Origin of the sequence: Terriglobus roseus (assembly GCF_900102185.1) — a bacterium.
In the GTDB taxonomy this organism is placed as follows: Bacteria; Acidobacteriota; Terriglobia; order Terriglobales; family Acidobacteriaceae; genus Terriglobus; species Terriglobus roseus_A.
This window is the reverse complement of record NZ_LT629690.1, coordinates 4,718,134-4,736,209: the sequence shown is the minus strand read 5'-3', so window position 1 is coordinate 4,736,209 and position 18,076 is coordinate 4,718,134. Positions and strand designations below refer to the sequence as shown.

Below are 18,076 nucleotides of genomic sequence, written 5' to 3'. Positions count from 1 at the left end.
CTACCTGGGCGAAAGTACAAAATGGAATATCTTCGGATTGAATTCGCCGCTTAGCCGCCATCAGCCCTACGGGCACTCAGAATCTGGCAACTGGCTCCACGCGAAAGGCGTCGAGAACAGCACGAAGTGCTGTCAAGCCCCCAAACCTCCCAACCCCAACAAATCAAAAGAAATAGAGTTGGCATAGTATTTCCGCCAGACCACTAGAATAGAACTACGTAGAAAAGGGCCGCGCAAATACGCGGCCCTAACTCGTTTAGAAAGACGATTTTGCCCGTAACCCCAATGGGCAGACGATTTTACAGCCACCCAAAACGTAAACCCAATAGAAAGACAATTTTAGGAAAAAAGGGGGAGGGGGGAGGGTATCCCACTATCCTCGCCGAAGGCGTCGAGAACGGTACGAAGTACCTATGAATTCAGGATCGTAATCTTCCCATCGGTTGTCTTCCGGAAGGCATGCAACTGGTTCGCATCGGCGCCCACATGCCGCAGAATCACCGCATCCTTCGCAGCTTCCAGATGGGTGAACCCGATCACCTTGCCGCCAAACGGCCCACGCTTCTCCGGCGGAACAGACCAGTTCACCAGCTCCGCTCCGCCTCCGCCGCTCACCACGAACGACGTCGGATGCCCATCGAACTCCAGGTGCTGCAGGTCATGGTCATGACCGGTGATGTAGAAGTCCACCTTATGCTGGCGCAGCAAAGGATCCCAGCGAGGAATCAGGATGCGGTTATCACGGTGAACACCGTTGGTGTACAGCGGATGATGGCAAACAACCGCCACAAACGGCGTCGTCCGCGGCTTGCGTAACTGCTCGGCAAACCATGCGTCCTGCGCATCGGCGTCAGCATGGCTCATCAGATAGCTTCCCGGCGAAAAGTCCCACGACTTCGTACCCGGCAGGTTCGAGTCTAGGCAGATGAACGTGATCAACGGGTTCTTCTCCGGCCACGTAAAGGTGTATCGCTTGTCTGGCAACGTCCAGCGTGTTTTATGCTGCTTCGGATAGTCGAGCTGCAACTGCACCTTGTCGAACCCTGCATGGTGCTCGTAGTCATGGTTCCCCAGCACCGCGTAAGCAGGTCCGGGAAACAGGTTCGTGGGATACATGTTCTCGAACTGGTCATTCCATCGCGGATCGTTCACGCCGCCGGGAAGACGTCCATACCAGTTGTCCCCCAGCAGGAACATCGCACCCGGATGGCTCTGGTTATTCTCCATCCACTTCGCCATGGACACAGCCACAGCCTTCTGCTGGTCCAGGTACTTATCCGTACCCCAGTCTCCGATCATGAACATATGCGCCGCCCCGGAATCCGGCTTGGCGAACGAAGCCGACTGCGCAAACAAGGACGACGGATGGATCGCCGCAAGAGCCGAAAACGCGAATGTCTGCCGCAGAAACGACCGGCGCGATAGAGAATGCAGTTCTGCCAAGTGTCCAAACTCCCGTTCACTGACTCGGCGGCCGGAAAACCGACTCGTCTCGGAAAGTGTCCCAGATGTGGCTTACGCCAACCTTAAGGCCTCAGAAGGATCGCCCATTCCCAGACCTCTCCACGTCCGATGCAACAAGCCTCTGAGCGGCTGTCCCGCCAGGAACGCGACGACCTAATCCATTGGACGGTTATGACGCCGCTTAACGACGCCCGATCGCACCCGGATCAGGCACGAAGTACAGGAACGCTCCCAGCGCAATCAGTAGCGCCAGATACACCGTAAGCGTCCGCACACTGTTCTCCTGCGGCGCATCCGGCGTAAACATACGCCATGCCATACCTGCAGCCAGGAACAGGAACACTCCCTCATGCATCAGGCCGAAGAACAGCACGCACGACACTAGCAGCAACCCGCGTCCCAGCCGGTTCAGCGCATACGTCGCCTGCGCACCGTCAAACCACAGCACCGGGATGAGGTTCACCAGGTTGATGAGTGCACCGGTATAAGCCAGCGCCTGGAACACCGGCTGATGTGTCCACACAAACAGCCCCAGGCACGCAACCGCCGCACCCAATCCCCATACCGGCCCCGCCAGCGCAATGGCCGCCAGCTCCGGCATCGTAATGCCCTCGCTGTACCAGCGGACATAGGCCCCCAGCCCCGGTAGCAACACCGGCAGGTCCGCCCGCAACCCCCGCCGGCGTACCGCCACATAATGCCCCATCTCATGCACAAGGATTGCTGCGATAAATCCAAGCGCAAATTTCCAGCCGAAAAGCGCCCAATACAAAGCGAAATAGCCCAGAAAACCGAGCAGGAACTTCAGCTTGAAGATGAGGAAGAAGAAACTCTTCAGCTTCACGGCGGCCACGAACAACGGAAACAGTGGTCCTAGCCGCTTCTTCCACTTCGCCTGGCGATCATCGACTGCCTGCTGACGGCCTTCCAACGAAGCAATATGCTGACGGATCTGGTCTGCCTGCGAAGCATCTTCCGGTAACCAAGGCAAAGCGGACAGCCACAACTCGCGCGCATCGACCAAGCGATCTTCCTGCTCTGCTCGTGCAGCCGCAGCGCCAATGCTGTTCAGATGCTGCGAGTAAACCAGCGTGCCGCAATCTGGACACGCAAGAATGCCTTCCGCAATCCAATGCTCACAGTTTGGACAGGAATAGATCGCCTCAGGAGTAGGAACAGTGGCCGGTTCCGTACTTACAGCTCCCGGCAGGAGGGCATTCGAGTTGGCATAATCCGGCACAGCGCTATATGCAATCTTACGCTTCCGCTAGGGACGACCGCAGTTGCAGTCCACGCCATGCTGCGAAGGCATGGCACCATCCATAGCCGGGATGCAGTGACCATGAGGATCGCGTGTCGGATCGCCAAGTTTCTCTGCGATGCGTTGCTCAAATCGCTCAGAGATGAAGTGTTCCAAACGTTCTGCTTCGTCGTGCAGTTCTTCTATTGGATAACCAAGCACCTGAAACAGGAAAGTCTCCAGCAAACGGTGATGACGCACAATCTCCAGCGCACGGCTACGACCTGCGGGCGAAAGCAACACACCGTGGCCCAGCTTGTAATCGATCAACGAACCCTTTTCACCGGACAGCTTCTGCAGCATGTTGGTGATGGACGCAGGTGCCACACCAAGTCGCTTAGCAAGCTCGGAACTACCGACACGACGCGGCGGTTCTCCACCAAGCGCATAGATAGCCTTCAGGTAGTCGTCCACGGATTCACTGCTGCGCCGGGCCACTACCCTCTGCTTTGCCATAGCTGTCATTCTACCGCCGCAAGATATGCTTCGACACTGATCACAATCGCAACACGCTCTAGTGCGCTAGCCCGGGATTCTTTCCTGCGCTCAGCAGGTTCGCCATGATGCGGAATGAACCCGGAACACCTTCCGGCATCTCGCGGAAGAACGCGTACGCAAGATAGACATAGGTTCCCTTGCCATAACGCGCATAGAGCAGGCCGCCCTGCTGCGGGTCCTGGTCAGTGTCATGCACTTCGGTGAGCGCTTTGTATTCCGGCGCGAACGAACGTGTGAAGCCATGCCCACGCTCTTCCACCCAGTTATCGAAGTCGGCTGCTCCAATGTGGTTTGGCCATGTCATAAGCGGATCGTCTGGATGGAGAATCGTTACCTTCGCATCCTCTTCCACTACTGTGTGAGCCTGATCGCCAGGAACTGAGATGGGATATGGGCCATAATCATGGTCGAATTCGCCAGACTGATACTGCACAACCACCGTGCCGCCGTTGCGCACATAATCAAGCAGACGATTGTTGGCGGACCGCAACACAGGACGTGCTGTGTAAGTTCGCACGCCGAGCACAATGCAGTCGTACGCCGAGAGATCACCACGCTGCAGATCCGCATCGGTCAGCAGAACAGGATCAATGCCTAACTCGCGCAGGCTTTCAGGCACCTCATCACCCGAGCCCATTACATAGCCCACGCGTAATGACGGAGCCACCTTCACATCGACGCCCGTGACGCGGCTGGTAGAAGGCGCATAACGTGGATAGGGACGAATGCCTGGATATCCAATCGTTGTGAAGCCCTGCGTATATTGTTTGCCGTTGTAATCCGCAATCGCGGTGACGCGATACGTCTTCTGCTGCAGCCCCGGTGTGTGCACACGGAACTTCAAGACAACATCTTCATCTGCACGCATGGTCCGGAATGAAGCCGACGCAGGTTCAGCGGACCACCCCTCAGGTAGCTTCAGCTCAAGCTTGCCTTGGGCTGCTCCCTTCACGCTGCTATGAACCGTGACCTGCAAAGGCAGCATTGTGTCATTCAAAGGAAGAATGCCGCTGGCCGGAGAAACGGTAACCGAGATGGCGGGCGCAACTAACAACGGTTCATACACAGTGCCGATGCCGTTGTAACGATGTGGTGTCTGCACCACTCCCGCCAGTGATGCATGCGTGCCATTGAACGTATATTCCGCTACTGCCTGCAATGGATATGGCGCGGTAGGTAGGGTGAGATATCGCGGGTCTTGAATGTCGTAATAGCTTTGTTCAAGATTTGGGCGAGAGAAATACGGCGCCGTTGGCTTGGCGTCCGCGGGCACGGTTGCTTGCTGCGAAAAGTCTTTTGCATCGCCGGCAGCCAATATATCGCCCGCAGCCTTATCTGCGTTCAACTTCCAATCACCGCCATCTGCAGGCACGAGGCGAACACTGTCTATCTTCACCGGCGTCATGCCCTGATCGGTCACGTGGACGTTTACATTGAATGTCTCGCCAGCAACCACGTTTTGCGTGGAAGATTCACCTCTTCCTCCAGAAGGCAAGCTGGCTACGAGACTCATACCCAGCGACTGGGCCAGCGCCGTTTCAAATTGATGCTCCTTAACCTCGAGCTCGAACACCGCGTTATAGCGCGATTCATCCGGCAACTTTGCTGCCTTCAATGACGCAATCAGTGCGCGCGTCTGATCCAATCCTTTAGCTAATGCAGGCGCAGATTTGGAAGGATCATTCGCATCAGACATCGCCGTAGCTTCGTTTACCTGCGCTGCAATCGCGTTCAGCTTCTGCTTTGCATCCGCCTGATTCGCAGCGGGAAGATACGAGGCTATGCCCTGCAGAGAGGTATCAATCCCGTCGAAGAAGCCACGCTCCTTTTCCGGCGATGAAGCGCCAGCAACGCGCGATGCATACAGGTGATAGCTACCGAGGGTAGGTCCAGGAAGCGGCACTGGGACACCGCCATTCTGCGATTTCTGCTGATTCAAACCTTCACGTGCAACCTGCGCATAGCTCTCGCCGAACAAAGCGTTGTACGTTCCGGACGGCACAGTCACAGTTGCAGGGGGAACCGAATCCATCGTGGCGCCAGTGACATAGTTGCGATACAGCAGCGGTTCTGTTTTTCCTGTCGCATAGTCGTAAACGGTCTTACCGGAAGCGCGTGCGAATGGTGCGCGTGCGTAAACCTTTGAAGGCGCCCACGGTCGCAAACCTTCCTTCAATTGTTCAGGAAACATCTTCGGGTCGGCCGCAGCGTTGAACACTTCCTGCGCCGTCACGCCTGCGGTTTGATGATGTCCATGCCCGTCAGATACATTGCCCGCGAAGACACTTGTAATGACCATGGGCCGAGTCTCGCGCACCACGCGTACAGCGTCGGCCAGCACACGTTCATGGCCCCACTGCTTCAACGTCTCTTCGCGCGTTTTAGAAAATCCAAAATCTGCAACTCGCGTGTAGTACAGATGCACGCCGTAATACCGATTCGCGGCAAGATGCTCCTGCGTGCGCAGAATGCCCAATGAATCCCAGAAATCGCTGGTCATCACATTCTGCCCACCCTCGCCACGATTCAGGCTCAACAGCGAGACTTCAGCACCAACGCCACGGCTCTCATAGGCGAGTGACGGACCATCCTCGTCGTCAGGATGCGCATTGATCTGCAACAGACTGGCGCGCGTGCTTAACTTGCGCAACGATTGCGCTAACCCGGCGGCGCCGCGGTCGAACGGGAGCGGCATGGCAAATGCGGAATCCGGTTGATGCTGCGCGTCCGGCACACTCTGAGCACACAGACAAACGGGCACAAGAGCCACGGCGCTGAGAGCAAGCAGGGTACACAGGCGATGGGTAACGCGTTCGGTCACGGCAGGTCCTCCGGGAGTCGGCAAACAGGCAGATAAATTGCGTGTAACTGGAATGTACCGCATTGCATCTACAGATTGCGTTTTGGATGCTGCAACACGCCCGTCGGACGCGCAATCCTGTAGCGCCAATGACTGCCCCACGCTTGACGCGAACTGCACATTCGGCCCGGCCGCACAGTACACTGATGTGCGATGAACCCCTTGCTTGACGTTGCCGCAGGAATTGCCACGGCTGGTTTGATGACCGGCGGTTACGCCTACGCGGCGAACTGGCCCACATCTCAGATCTTCGGGAAAACGCTCATTAGCGGACCTGACGCCACCGATGGCAAACACAACGTCGCACTCACATACGACGATGGCCCCAGCCCGCGCAACTCTCCCGCTCTGCTGGACGTTTTGGCAGAGCACAACGCACGCGCCACGTTCTTCTTGATTGGCGAGCATGTCCGCAAACATCCGGAACTTGCACAGCGCGTCGCGGCAGCTGGCCATGTCATTGGCAACCACACCACGATGCATCCAAATCTAGCGAGGCAGAATAACCAGCGCGTGCAACAGGAACTGGAACGCTGCCAGAAAACTTTGGAAGACACGCTGGGAGTGAAGGCGAAGCTCTTTCGCCCCCCCTACGGTGCACGTCGCCCCGCTGTCTTGAAGATCGCGCGTTCCATGGGATTAACCCCAGTGATGTGGAACATTACAGCGCACGACTGGGACCCTATCGGCGTGGCAAGGATTCAAGAACGCATTGATGCAGGCATTGCAAAGAATCGCCGTGCACGTCGCGCTTCCAACGTGTTGCTACACGATGCGTCACATCTCGACGGCGAGCAGCTCGCCTCGCGTGAAGACACCATCGCCGTTACACGCGCACTGTTGCAGCGCGACGATCTGCACTTCGTTACGCCGCTGGATTGGCTGTAAGTCCCAAACGAATTTAGGAAAAGCTGACGTCCTTGATGCCAATCTGAGTAAACAACGCCAACCCTGCAATGGTGATCACCAACGCAATGGTTGCAGTGATGGCCACCTCACGAAACCGCTTCAGGATGGCTCCTACCGCCAGCAGCACGACGAACACAAGCAACACCGCGAGGATCCAGTTGAAGTCGTACGTGCGGATGTGCGTGGCCGATTGAGACACCACACGCTGTATCCGAATGGATGGAACGACCATGCCTGTAACGAATCCTGCAAAGGCAGCCACTATCAACAGGCCTGTCTGCCACAACACCGCAACTACATGCTTCATCGTGTCTCCTTTGCCACTTCTGATTCAAAAGTACGGAAGCGACGTTCCAATTCCCACTGCTGCGTTGCTTTGTCACTACCTTTCAGGAAAGTGCTGCACGATGCGGCCGGTGTGGGTGTCGATGCGATACATCCTCCACGCATTGCCGTGTAGCGATCCTGAGTGCTCCACAAACTTTCGCCGGCGAGGAACGAATGTTCCAGCGAAGACCGTGCGCTCGTTTTCAACTGCACGTAAGTGAGCCCCTGCTCTGTGACAGCGCGCAGATATTCATTCGTCAGATCGATGCGCGATACACCCTCATCATCCGTAGACAAAGCAAACGGTACACCCGCCGCGAGATAACTGTGCAGAGGATGATCCTTCCCCTTCACGCCGAGGATGCCATCGTTCGAAGTCAGGTTCACTTCCACCATGATGTGTTTCGCAGCCATCGTTTTGAGTAGCGATGCAGAATCCGTCTCAAACATCACATCCACACCATGCCCAATGCGCTCTGCTCCAGCGACTTCCACTGCATCGTGAATATGAAAACGCAGTCCATCTGGCGGCACCATACCCGGAGCCAACTCTCCTGCGTGCAGTGACAGATGAACCTTCGGATAAACACTGCGCAGATACTTCAACATCAGCATCTGATTTCCGTACTGCGACATGGACAGGTATGTGTCTTCTGGCTGAACAAAGTTAATGCCAACCACGCGCGGGTCAACACTGGCCAACTCGAACCCCAGTAGCGTTTGCGCGAACACACGCTCCGGCTCTCCGCCGCGTAACACCTGATACAGATACCGCACCTGCACGATGCAGGCAGCGGTGGCCTGTGCCGTACCGCAATGTTCGCGCTCGTTGCGAGTGGCCTCCATCGCATCTAACTCAGCGCGATCTGTGGCAATGTTCTCGCGCAGTCCACCAGCCAGCAGCGCGTTACGCATCTTTGCGGGATCGCCATCCCAATGTTGCTGCGCTGCCAGTTTCAATGCCACACCAAAGTCCGGTGTCGTCATGATCTCCAGGTACTGCTCATTCTGCGAAGCTGCTCGCGTCGCGACCTCATCGACCCACTCGCCCTGGTGCTCCTTATGAAGGCCGCTGAAACGTCCAAACGTGGCGAAGAATTGGTCATGGCCACTCCATCCAGACGTTGGCACAAAGGAACGCATGCTGAAACTGTTGATCAAATGGTCGTACAACGCCTGATTCTTGAAGGCGTCAGCAGCAGGCTCCGTTCCTTCGGCACATACGGGCTTGGGAGGCAGGCTACGTGTGGTGCCCACATTCGGCAGCAGCACGAGCTTTACGGGGTCTACACAAAGATTGTCGGCTGTGGCGTTTGCGATAAACGTCTCGGCATACACCGCTCCAGAAAGATGCATGTGCAAATCGCCGCCCTTCGGCATGCGCGTCAGAAACGCGCGCAATTGCGGCGGGCTGTTACGAATCGCCTCCAGCCGTGCCGACGCGCGTGATTCTGCACCTGGCGTCTGCGCCATGGATAGGCTGGTACAGGCGACAGCGCCCAACAAAAACACGGCAATACGGGGCAGAAAAGTCATGCGGCAGAAGCTCCTTACAGAAAAAGGCAATGGGCTGCCCATGCGCGAGCAGCAGGAAAACGCGATGCCTAAGCATAGCGGAGGACACACCCGACCGGAACCCGATTTGGCGCAGCGCCGCAGCCTTGGTATACTCAACAAGTCGTCTGAACCGCCGCATCTTTTTGCGCCGCACGCTTCAGAAACCGGCGGACAGCAAGGGACCCCGGTCAATGCAAAACGACACATCTCCCAAGGCCAGATAGCTCAGTGGTAGAGCGCGGCCCTGAAAAGGCCGGCGTCGGCGGTTCGATCCCGTCTCTGGCCACCACCTCCCAAAGCAGACAACTACACCGATCCGATCCGACGGGTCTCCTGCGGTGCGTTTCTAAAAATCAACGTGCGCCCGGAACGACGGCACCCATACGGGGCCGCGGTCACGGTTGTATCCAGGATTATTGATGTGAGAAATCCCCGGCGCAAAGTACAGGCCTCGCCACGCGTGCGCGTCGTAATAAGCCTCCACAATGTTCTCTCGCCCGTAACGCAGCGCTCCATCACCCAGGATGAAGCCCAGACCACCCGCAGCGAGATATTCCTGATGATCGCGTTTGATCGCATTGGAACTGAAGGCGAGCCCAGCTTTGTCCGAGGGACGGCCCCACTGATTTCCGCTATAACTCGCACCTAGTGTCACCGTCTGCTCGATCTCGGTGTAGGCATACGACTCCGTCTTACCATCGTTCCATCCGAAGCGTCCCGCAACCGCAAGATTGCTGGTTACCGACTGCTCGAAGTTATAGCCAAAACCATATTTCGTCGCACCGAAATGCTCATGCTTCGTGATGTCTGGCGTGTTGTCCTTGCCATCTTGAAAAGCTGCGATCGCCTCGCGATAACTTCCCATATGCGCGGTATTCACGAAGGCGAGAACGCGTTGCACGCCTTCATGTCCAGGGAGCCATCCGTGCCGTAATTCGGCTTCCATGTTCTGGCCACGGCTGCGTTTCACACTCCAATCCAAATCAATGCCGTTGGCCACCGTGGGCATCAGCATTAATCCATACCGCAGAGCCCAATCACGATCCTGATACTCCGCAATCGCACCGTAGGTATAGCCTCGAGTATCTGCGGCGTAGTCCCACGCGCCGTTATTATCAACGCTCCAGTTCGTGAATTGCAGATGGCTGTCACTGAGCACATTGTTTATGTCGAAGACATCCGGGGTCGACATCTTTCCTACACGCAGTTCCAACCGTCGCACTGGCACTTCTGTCGCCAACGCATATGGTCCACGCTGGTTCTCTGTCATCTCGTTCGTGAAGCCGATGGTCTGGTGTACCTCAACACGGGCAATGTATGGCTTTGATCCCAGGTTTGGATTGCGCACCACATCCAGATTCGTAAATCCAGCGAGTCCCAACGCCTGACTGATGCCGCGCCCGCCAGCTGATTCCACATCCAGGATCAGGTCCGTGTTGTAACGCTCCGCTGAGGTTCCATGATTTCCAAACATCTGCCAAGGCTGCAGCCCCAGAAACAGAGTGCCCACCATCGATACTTTGTATTCGCCGCGCGCACGCAGACTGTTCGTACCTTCATAGGGCGAATGAAACGCGGGATGTCCCTGCAGGATGCTGTTGAACTGTCCGGCGGCAAACCACGGAGCATCGTCAGAATGCGGAAACATCGTCGGTGAGGGCGAAGATGCCTGTGGCACGTCTGCGGTCTGAGCGTTCAGACAAAACGAACCACAAAGAAGGGCGGCAGCAAAAAGCCGCGAGAAGAGGGACATGGAAATCATTTCGAAACTTCTTTCGTCACGCGCGATAAGCATGCGTTCGAAGCGACCATCGAAAAGAAGTGGCGGTGCAACGACGCTTGTCATGTTTTTGAAAACCATGACGAAGCGGAGTTCATTTATATCCGCATCGTCACAGCAAACGGCCGTCCGTACTCGGAGGCTCCTGAACTGTAACGATCATTGAGAGATATCCCTGCGCAGTTGCGCCTTGGTTATTGTGTCACGGGTGCCGCTGTATTCGGCATAAAGAAGTCGTAAGTTTCCTAAACAAACAAAGGCCCCGAAGGGCCTTTGTTTTCATGCGATGCAAGCCTTATTGACTCAACACCCATGTGTCTTTGCTGCCGCCGCCCTGGCTGCTGTTCACAACCAGCGACCCCTTCTTCAGTGCGACACGCGTTAATCCGCCAGGCACAATTCGAACCTTGTCGCCATACAAGACGTAAGGACGTAGATCCACATGGCGTGGCTCGAATCCCTCGCCAAACAAACAGGGTGCACGACTGAAGGTAATTGTTGGCTGTGCAATATAGTTGCGCGGATCGGCCTGAATCTTGCGGGCAAACTCTTCGCGTTGTTCCTTCGTGCTTTGTGGGCCAATCAACATGCCATAGCCGCCGCTCTCACCCACAGCCTTCACCACCATCTTGTCGAGATTAGCCAGCACGTGGGAACGTTCAGAATCACGTGCACAAAGATACGTTTCCACGTTCTTCAACACCGGCTCTTCCGACAAGTAGTAACGAATGATATCTGGCACATAGGCATACATCGCCTTGTCATCCGCCACGCCTGTACCAAACGCATTCGTCAATGTGACATTGCCAGCGCGGTACGCATTAAACAATCCGGCAACACCCAACATGGAGTCCGGGCGGAAACTCATGGGATCAATAAAGTCATCGTCCACGCGACGATAGATCACATCCACACGTCGCAGACCGCTGGTGGTACGCATGTAGACCACGTTGTCATGCGTGGTCAGATCGCGGCCTTCGACGAGCTCAATGCCCATCTGGCGCGCGAGATAAGCGTGCTCGTAATACGCGGAATTGAATACACCGGGAGTGAGCAGAACGATGTTTGGTTCCGGCCTGCCTTCTGGAGCAAGAGAGCGCAGAGTACTCAGCAACAACTGCGTGTATTGCTCAATGGGCCGCACGTTGTACCGACGAAACATCACCGGGAAGATGCGCTTCATGACGCGCCGATTCGTCAGCATATAGCTAACGCCAGAGGGCACACGGAGATTGTCTTCCAGCACGACAAACTCGCCATTCTCGAGCCGGATGAGGTCCGTTCCAGTCACCGAGATGTACACGTTGCGCGGCACCTGCAAACCAATCATGTGCCTGCGAAACTGCTTGCAGCTGTAGACAATCTCGCGCGGCACAATACCATCTGACAGGATGCGGCCTTCGTTGTAGATGTCTTTCAGGAAGAGATTCAGCGCTGTGATGCGCTGTGTAAGCCCTCGCTCCACCACTGCCCACTCCGCCGCAGTAATCATGCGCGGCAGCAGGTCATAAGGGAAAATCTTCTCTGTCCCCTCGTCCCGGCCATAGACCGTGAAGGTGATGCCCTGGTTCAGGAACGACAGATCCGCAGCTTGCTTGCGGCGTTCCACCTCTGCCTTGGGCAGTGAGGAGAACTGCTCCATCAACACCTGGTATTGCGGCCGCAGTTCGCCCGGCGCGGCGAACATTTCGTCGTACGCATTATCCAGCAGATATCCATCCAGATTGGGCTTATGAAGCGCGGAATTGTCCATGAGTTCCTGACAGTATAGAGTCGCACCCGCAAAGCGACCACCCTGTCTGCACGAATCGCTTTACAAGATCCTTCTAAAGCTGACGCCGAAACGCGTTCGCACGCCCGAACTCCTCACGCAGTTCCGGGGTCTTCAGGTTCTCGCGGAGGTGCTGCAAACGCTGCTCAAGTGTCAGCAATGTCTCTGCAATGTTCTCTTGATTCGTGTGGGCAATGTCGCGCCACATGCTGAATGGACTGCTGCCCAGCCGCGTCATCTCTCGCAGTGCACGCCCGCCGATTGCGCGCAATTCTGGCGAATCGCCAAACTTGTCTTCCAACATGGCCGACATAGCCGTGGACACCATCTGCGGCATGTGGCTTACCCACGCGCAGATTTCGTCATGCCGCGCTGCATCCATATCCAGCAGCTTTGCGCCAAACTTCTCAACCCATCCGCGCCACTCAACCTCAACAGGAGTGGCCTCATGCATGGGCGTGAAGATCCACGTCGCACCACGGAATAGTGAAGCCTCCGCCAGCGCCGCACCACCGCTCTCTTTACCTGCCATAGGATGCCCAGGGAGGAAGTTGTCTGGCATAAGTCGTTCTGCCGCGCCCACAATCTCGCTTTTGGTTGAGCCCGCATCAGTCACAAGCTGGCCCGGTCGCAATTGCGGCGCAATGCCCTGCATCCATTGCAGAACAGCCATCACCGGAACCGCCAGGACAATCACATCTGCCGTAGCAATTGCCGCACGATGTTCTTCTGGTGAGCGCGCCGCTCGATCAATCGCACCCGACGCTTCCGCCGCTTTCAGCTCGTCGCCACTGGCATCAATGCCGGCGATGGAGCCGGTAAATCCAGCCTCACGCAGCGCAAGGCCCACCGATGCACCGATGAGCCCCGTGCCGATGATGAGAACCGATTTCATTTCGCCGCAAGATGCTCTTCAAAGAAGAGCACAGATCGCCGCTTCGCCAAGTCAGCTGCATCCGCCACGTAGCTGCTTGGATCGGGCTTGCGATTGAATGCATGACCAGCTCCGGGGTACAAGAACACCGGCACCTCTGGGTGCGCAAGCTGGATCTTCGCGATGGCTTCTGCCGAGATATGAGTGTCTGCGCCACCAAAATGCAGAATGATGGGATTACGAGGAGTCTCCTGCACCAGCGTTGGAATGAGGCCGCCGTAGTAACCCACTGCCGCGTCGATCTTCGAGCGGCACGAAGTAACCCAGGCCATTGATCCGCCGTAGCAGTAGCCCACAATGCCCACCTTCACGTCCGCTTGCCCACGAAGCCACGCCACTGCAGCTTCGACATCCAACAATGACTTCGCGATATCAAGCTTCTGGTACAAGGGGCCGGCCTTTGCCCAACCAGCCTCGTCATAATTGAGAAATACATCCTTCTCAATGCGGTCAAAGATCGCGGGCGCAATGCACAGATAGCCTTCGGCGGCCCACTCATCCGTTACAGCGCGAATGTGGTCGTTGACCCCAAAAATCTCCTGCACCACCACCAGCGCGCCCTTCGGCTCGCCAGCGGGACGCGATACATACGCGCTTAGTTCCACTCCATCGGATGCGGTCAGCTTTACCCACTCACTCACGACTGCTGTCTCCTGTTGGTTTTGAGTGTAGCGCGTCGCTCCCTGCAATGAACAAAGGCCGTGCCCCGAAGAGCACGGCCTATACACATACTGGCGTGGTCGTTACGCTACGCGACGTCCCACGACCGGTGCGAGCTGACGAAGCTGCTCCACCAACTTTTCCAACTGCTCCGGGTACAGCGACTGCGCGCCATCGCTCATCGCCTTATCCGGGTTCGGGTGCATCTCCATCAGGAGGCCATCTGCACCGGCAGCTACCGAAGCCAGTGCCATCGCAGGAACAAACTCACGCTTGCCCACGCCGTGCGACGGATCACCAAGCACCGGCAGGTGCGTCAGCTTCTTGAGCACCGGGATTGCCGAGATATCCATCGTGTTGCGCGTCGCCGTCTCAAAGGTACGGATGCCACGCTCGCACAGCATCAGGTCATAGTTGCCGCCGGACAGGATGTACTCCGCAGACAGCAGGACCTCTTCAATCGTCGCCGCAATGCCGCGCTTCAGCAGCACTGGCTTGCGTACGTGCCCCAGTTCACGCAACAGATTGAAGTTCTGCATGTTGCGCGCGCCCACCTGAAAGCAGTCGATGTACGGCAGCATCACTTCAATCTGCGAAATCTCCATCACTTCCGTGATGACCAGCAGGCCGGTTTCATCGCCGACTTCGCGGAGCAGCTTGAGACCATCCACGCCCATACCCTGGAAGCTGTACGGCGAGGAACGCGGCTTGTACGCGCCGCCACGCAGGAACTGGCCGCCCGCAGCCTTCACCTGCTGTGCGGAAAGGCGAATCTGCTCGCGCGATTCCACAGAGCAAGGGCCAGCCATGATGGTTACGTTTTCGCCGCCTACCTGCACGCCGTTGGGGAAGGTGATAACCGTTCCCTCAGGACGGAAGCCGCGGCCTGCCAGCTTGTACGGCGACGAGATGCGATACGCCGTCTGCACACCGGGGAGCACCTGAAACTCCGCCACATCAAAGGCAGCCGGCGTACCCACGCCCGCCAGAATCATCTGTCCGGCACCACTGGTGCGGTGCACATTGAAGCCGAGTTCCACCATCTGCTCAATCACCGCCTGGATATTCTCCTGTGTGGCGGTTCCCTGCATGACCACGATCATCGCTGCTGTTCCTTCGCTTCCCTGCCGACTCTCACGGCAGAATCGTTCGTTTTCTTTACTAATCTTTGCGCTTACGCTTTCGGCTTCCGCTGCAACCCACGCATCACGTCCATAATGCGTTCGTAAATATCCGTAAGCTCTTCCTGCGGAATCTCACCCGTGTTGGCTGCGGCGACGTGTGCCAGAACTGCCTGTTCACGTTCCGGCTCGTAGATGTTGCTGCCGCTCTGCGACTTCAACTCGCCAATGGCCGCGGCTGCTGCTGCGCGCTCGCACAGGAGCTTGACGATCTGCTCGTCGATACCGTCGATCTTCTGCCGCCAGTCTGCAATCTCCATCGTTACCCTCTACTCTGATTGGTCTTGTGTTCTATTATCCGGCGCGGCCAGTGCTACGACCGCAAAGACTTCACGAATTTCCCGACATTTATGGCCTCTTCACCGGCCTTGCTGTCTTCAATCAACTTCACAATCGCACTGCCGACAATCGCCGCGTCCGCAAATTCGCTCACCGAGCGTACATGCTCCGCCGTGGAGATGCCAAAACCCACCGCCACGGGAATCTTCGCAAACTGCTTCAACCGAGCCACCAGCGACTCCGCGTCAGAGGCAATCTGCGCCTGTGTACCAGTAATGCCCACACGCGAGATGGCGTAAACGAAGCCCTTGCTATGCTCCGCGATCGCCTTCAAACGCTCATCCGGCGAAGTTGGAGCTGCCAGGAATACTGGAGCAAGATCATTCTTCGCCATCTCGGCCAGATATTCGCCTGCTTCCTCGACGATCATGTCCGTCAGCAGCACACCATCCGCACCCGCTTCCTTCGCGGCCTTGCAGAACTCCGGCAACCCCATGCGAACCACGGGGTTCAGATAGCTGAAGAGGATGATGCCCGCCTGCGGCCTTGCTGCACGAATCTTATTCGCCAGCGTCAGCACATCGCTCAAACGCACGCCACGCGCCACCGCGCGCTCACTGGCTCGCTGAATCACCGGCCCATCGGCCAACGGATCACTGAACGGAACACCAAGCTCCAGCACCTGTGCACCATTGTCGATCGCTGCAAGAGCAATGTCATAGGTCGCATCAAGAGATGGATCACCTGCGGTCAGATAGACAACCAGTCCAGGCTTACTGCTGAAATCAATCGGCATCTTTACTCCGCCACCAGTTCTTCTTGATTCATGAATGCGTCCAGCCGCTTTCGTAAGTTCTCAGCCTCCGAGTCGCTGTATCCCGTTCTGGTCTGAAACTCGTTTGCCAGCATTCCAATTACTTCCGACAGAGAGGTTCTCATCAAAACGGCCTCCTGACGCGACAGCATAAACGTCCTTCCGTCAGAACGAAGATTGCCGATCAACGTTACGTACTCATCTTCTGTCATTCCGAGTGCCGCTTCAAAATGTTCATAGCCGACCCCATTCACGATCTCGTTAGGCAATGCCCAAACAAGAAGCTGACGGTCAGCTTCGCTCCATAGCTGGGTCACAGAGAACTCCCGCGCAGTTGCATTTCGTTCGCAAGAATGCCCATATCCTTATCGCCGCGGCCACTCACGTTGATCATCACGATCTTGTCTTTACCCAGTGTTGGCGCTACTTTGATCGCATGGGCCACAGCATGAGCTGATTCCAACGCGGGCAGAATGCCTTCGGTCTGCGCGAGCATCTTGACCGCGTGCAATGCCTCATCATCCGTGGCACTGACATACTCAGCCCGCTTCTGGTCATGCAGCATGGCATGTTCCGGACCAACGCTGGCATAGTCCAATCCCGCGCTAACCGAATGCGTGGAAGCCACCTGCCCCGCATCGTCCTGCAACACATAGCTGTATGTGCCCTGCAACACACCGGGAAGACCGCCGCTGAATCGCGCCGCATGTTCACCAAGAGCCGTGCCGCGGCCACCAGCTTCAACACCAATCAAACGAACTGCAGCATCGGGAATGAACTCATAGAACGCGCCAATCGCATTCGATCCGCCGCCCACGCACGCAATCACCACATCCGGATTGCGGCCCACCTGATCAGCAAACTGCTGCTTCGCTTCCTTGCTGATCACGCGATGGAAGTCGCGCACCATGGTCGGATAGGGATGCGATCCAAGCGCGGAACCCAGAATGTAAAACGTGTCGCGGACATTCGTGACCCAGTCACGCATTGCCTCATTGATCGCGTCCTTCAGCGTGGCCGATCCCGCCGACACACCCCGTACCTCAGCACCCAGCAGACGCATGCGCAGCACATTCAGCTCCTGCCGACGCATGTCCTCTTCGCCCATGTAGATCACGCAATCAAGGCCAAGCAACGCACAGACCGTAGCCGTGGCAACGCCATGCTGCCCCGCGCCCGTCTCGGCGATGATGCGCTTCTTGCCCATGCGCTTCGCCAGCAGGCCCTGTCCCAGAGCATTGTTGATCTTGTGCGCGCCGGTATGCAGCAGGTCTTCACGCTTGAGGTAGATCTGAGCGCCGCCCAGCTCTTCGCTCAAACGCTTCGCGTAATACAGCGGCGTGGGACGCCCCACGTAGTGCTTCAGCAGGTCTGCAAGTTCCGCCTGAAACGCCGCATCGTCACGCGCTTCCACATAGGCCTGTTCCAGTTCCAGAAGCGCCGCCATCAGCGTCTCCGGTACATAGCGGCCACCGTACGCGCCAAAGCGCCCCGTGCCCAGCGAGCGGCTTACTTCCGTTGTCGATTCCACAACTGGCATCTCTTGCTGTCCCTCTGCGTCTGTCCTGCGTTCAAAACTAAAAACCGCGGCCCTAGTGGGTCCGCGGCTCTGGGAATCTTTGATCTCTTACTCTGCTGCCCTGTCTTGGCAGCGATTGCTTAGAGAGCGTGTTCCATTGGCGCCGCGGGGGTTGCCCCGTAACGGAAAGTAAATCGCCAAAAATAGACGGAACGCACCATCA

Annotated in this window: 17 protein-coding genes and 1 tRNA gene; 3 read left to right on the top strand and 15 right to left on the bottom strand. The window is 56.9% G+C overall.

Annotated features, from left to right (window positions below):
- Positions 1-411 precede the first annotated feature (411 nt).
- The 4 genes from BLT38_RS19900 to BLT38_RS19885 all read right to left on the bottom strand — a co-directional run bounded on the left by BLT38_RS19900 (position 412) and on the right by BLT38_RS19885 (position 6,083).
- Entirely contained in the window at positions 412-1,443 is a 1,032-nt protein-coding gene (locus tag BLT38_RS19900) for a metallophosphoesterase (protein ID WP_083346740.1), read from the bottom strand.
- Positions 1,444-1,645: 202 nt separating this feature from the next.
- Positions 1,646-2,704, bottom strand: a complete 1,059-nt coding sequence (locus BLT38_RS19895) for a site-2 protease family protein (protein ID WP_083346739.1) — start codon at positions 2,702-2,704, stop codon at positions 1,646-1,648.
- 27 nt (positions 2,705-2,731) lie between these two features.
- Entirely contained in the window at positions 2,732-3,220 is a 489-nt protein-coding gene (locus tag BLT38_RS19890; protein ID WP_083346738.1) for a metal-dependent transcriptional regulator, read from the bottom strand.
- 58 nt (positions 3,221-3,278) lie between these two features.
- Entirely contained in the window at positions 3,279-6,083 is a 2,805-nt protein-coding gene (locus BLT38_RS19885; protein ID WP_231966638.1) for a PIG-L family deacetylase, read from the bottom strand.
- Between the two features lie 192 nt (positions 6,084-6,275).
- On the opposite strand from BLT38_RS19885, the gene BLT38_RS19880 reads away from it, so the two are divergent.
- Positions 6,276-7,010 carry a polysaccharide deacetylase family protein gene (locus BLT38_RS19880; RefSeq protein ID WP_083346736.1) on the top strand — a complete coding sequence of 245 codons (735 nt, stop codon included), beginning with the start codon at positions 6,276-6,278 and terminating at the stop codon, positions 7,008-7,010.
- A 13-nt stretch (positions 7,011-7,023) separates the two neighbouring features.
- On the opposite strand, the gene BLT38_RS19875 is transcribed toward BLT38_RS19880, so the two are convergent.
- Positions 7,024-7,338: a hypothetical protein gene (locus BLT38_RS19875; protein ID WP_083346735.1), complete on the bottom strand. Its 315-nt coding sequence runs from the start codon at positions 7,336-7,338 to the stop codon at positions 7,024-7,026.
- A complete protein-coding gene (locus BLT38_RS19870; protein ID WP_083346734.1) occupies positions 7,335-8,894 on the bottom strand; it encodes an adenosine deaminase family protein in 1,560 nt (519 codons plus the stop codon). Before BLT38_RS19870 ends, BLT38_RS19875 begins: the two co-directional genes overlap by 4 nt.
- Here BLT38_RS19870 and BLT38_RS19865 point away from each other — a divergent pair.
- Complete coding sequence (locus BLT38_RS19865) at positions 8,893-9,150, top strand: hypothetical protein (RefSeq protein ID WP_083346733.1); 258 nt, start codon at positions 8,893-8,895, stop codon at positions 9,148-9,150. The two genes, BLT38_RS19870 and BLT38_RS19865, sit on opposite strands and share 2 nt — an antisense overlap.
- Positions 9,130-9,204, top strand: a tRNA-Phe gene (locus BLT38_RS19860). The genes BLT38_RS19865 and BLT38_RS19860 overlap by 21 nt, the downstream gene beginning before the upstream one ends.
- Positions 9,205-9,261: 57 nt before the next feature.
- Here BLT38_RS19860 and BLT38_RS19855 read toward each other — a convergent pair.
- From BLT38_RS19855 to trpB, 9 genes are all read right to left on the bottom strand, one after another.
- The gene (locus BLT38_RS19855; protein WP_083347223.1) at positions 9,262-10,677 is read right to left on the bottom strand and encodes a carbohydrate porin; all 1,416 of its coding nucleotides are present in this window, start codon (positions 10,675-10,677) and stop codon (positions 9,262-9,264) included.
- 313 nt (positions 10,678-10,990) lie between these two features.
- On the bottom strand, positions 10,991-12,406 hold the full coding sequence (locus BLT38_RS19850) for a circularly permuted type 2 ATP-grasp protein (RefSeq protein WP_419865780.1): 1,416 nt from the start codon (positions 12,404-12,406) through the stop codon (positions 10,991-10,993).
- Positions 12,407-12,521: 115 nt separating this feature from the next.
- Complete coding sequence (locus tag BLT38_RS19845) at positions 12,522-13,361, bottom strand: prephenate dehydrogenase (RefSeq protein ID WP_083346731.1); 840 nt, start codon at positions 13,359-13,361, stop codon at positions 12,522-12,524.
- Positions 13,358-14,041 carry a dienelactone hydrolase family protein gene (locus BLT38_RS19840; RefSeq protein WP_083346730.1) on the bottom strand — a complete coding sequence of 228 codons (684 nt, stop codon included), beginning with the start codon at positions 14,039-14,041 and terminating at the stop codon, positions 13,358-13,360. Before BLT38_RS19840 ends, BLT38_RS19845 begins: the two co-directional genes overlap by 4 nt.
- Positions 14,042-14,143: 102 nt before the next feature.
- Positions 14,144-15,163 carry a 3-deoxy-7-phosphoheptulonate synthase gene (gene aroF / locus BLT38_RS19835; RefSeq protein WP_083346729.1) on the bottom strand — a complete coding sequence of 340 codons (1,020 nt, stop codon included), beginning with the start codon at positions 15,161-15,163 and terminating at the stop codon, positions 14,144-14,146.
- A gap of 71 nt (positions 15,164-15,234) precedes the next feature.
- Positions 15,235-15,501, bottom strand: coding sequence for a chorismate mutase (pheA, locus tag BLT38_RS19830; RefSeq protein ID WP_083346728.1), 267 nt, complete (start codon positions 15,499-15,501; stop codon positions 15,235-15,237).
- 53 nt (positions 15,502-15,554) lie between these two features.
- Complete coding sequence (gene trpA, locus BLT38_RS19825; protein ID WP_083346727.1) at positions 15,555-16,316, bottom strand: tryptophan synthase subunit alpha; 762 nt, start codon at positions 16,314-16,316, stop codon at positions 15,555-15,557.
- Positions 16,317-16,318: 2 nt separating this feature from the next.
- A complete protein-coding gene (locus BLT38_RS19820; RefSeq protein ID WP_083346726.1) occupies positions 16,319-16,651 on the bottom strand; it encodes a hypothetical protein in 333 nt (110 codons plus the stop codon).
- Entirely contained in the window at positions 16,648-17,874 is a 1,227-nt protein-coding gene (gene trpB / locus BLT38_RS19815; RefSeq protein ID WP_083346725.1) for a tryptophan synthase subunit beta, read from the bottom strand. Before trpB ends, BLT38_RS19820 begins: the two co-directional genes overlap by 4 nt.
- Positions 17,875-18,076: the final 202 nt, after the last annotated feature.

What these genes read in the sequence shown, in the direction of transcription:
- aroF (WP_083346729.1), bottom strand. Translation starts at nt 15,163, where the DNA reads ATGATCGTGGTCATGCAGGGAACCGCCACACAGGAGAATATCCAGGCG.
- pheA (WP_083346728.1), bottom strand. Translation starts at nt 15,501, where the DNA reads ATGGAGATTGCAGACTGGCGGCAGAAGATCGACGGTATCGACGAGCAG.
- trpA (WP_083346727.1), bottom strand. Translation starts at nt 16,316, where the DNA reads ATGCCGATTGATTTCAGCAGTAAGCCTGGACTGGTTGTCTATCTGACC.
- BLT38_RS19880 (WP_083346736.1), top strand. Translation starts at nt 6,276, where the DNA reads ATGAACCCCTTGCTTGACGTTGCCGCAGGAATTGCCACGGCTGGTTTG.
- BLT38_RS19890 (WP_083346738.1), bottom strand. Translation starts at nt 3,220, where the DNA reads ATGGCAAAGCAGAGGGTAGTGGCCCGGCGCAGCAGTGAATCCGTGGAC.
- BLT38_RS19875 (WP_083346735.1), bottom strand. Translation starts at nt 7,338, where the DNA reads ATGAAGCATGTAGTTGCGGTGTTGTGGCAGACAGGCCTGTTGATAGTG.
- BLT38_RS19865 (WP_083346733.1), top strand. Translation starts at nt 8,893, where the DNA reads ATGCGGCAGAAGCTCCTTACAGAAAAAGGCAATGGGCTGCCCATGCGC.
- BLT38_RS19845 (WP_083346731.1), bottom strand. Translation starts at nt 13,361, where the DNA reads ATGAAATCGGTTCTCATCATCGGCACGGGGCTCATCGGTGCATCGGTG.
- trpB (WP_083346725.1), bottom strand. Translation starts at nt 17,874, where the DNA reads ATGCCAGTTGTGGAATCGACAACGGAAGTAAGCCGCTCGCTGGGCACG.
- BLT38_RS19855 (WP_083347223.1), bottom strand. Translation starts at nt 10,677, where the DNA reads ATGATTTCCATGTCCCTCTTCTCGCGGCTTTTTGCTGCCGCCCTTCTT.
- BLT38_RS19870 (WP_083346734.1), bottom strand. Translation starts at nt 8,894, where the DNA reads ATGACTTTTCTGCCCCGTATTGCCGTGTTTTTGTTGGGCGCTGTCGCC.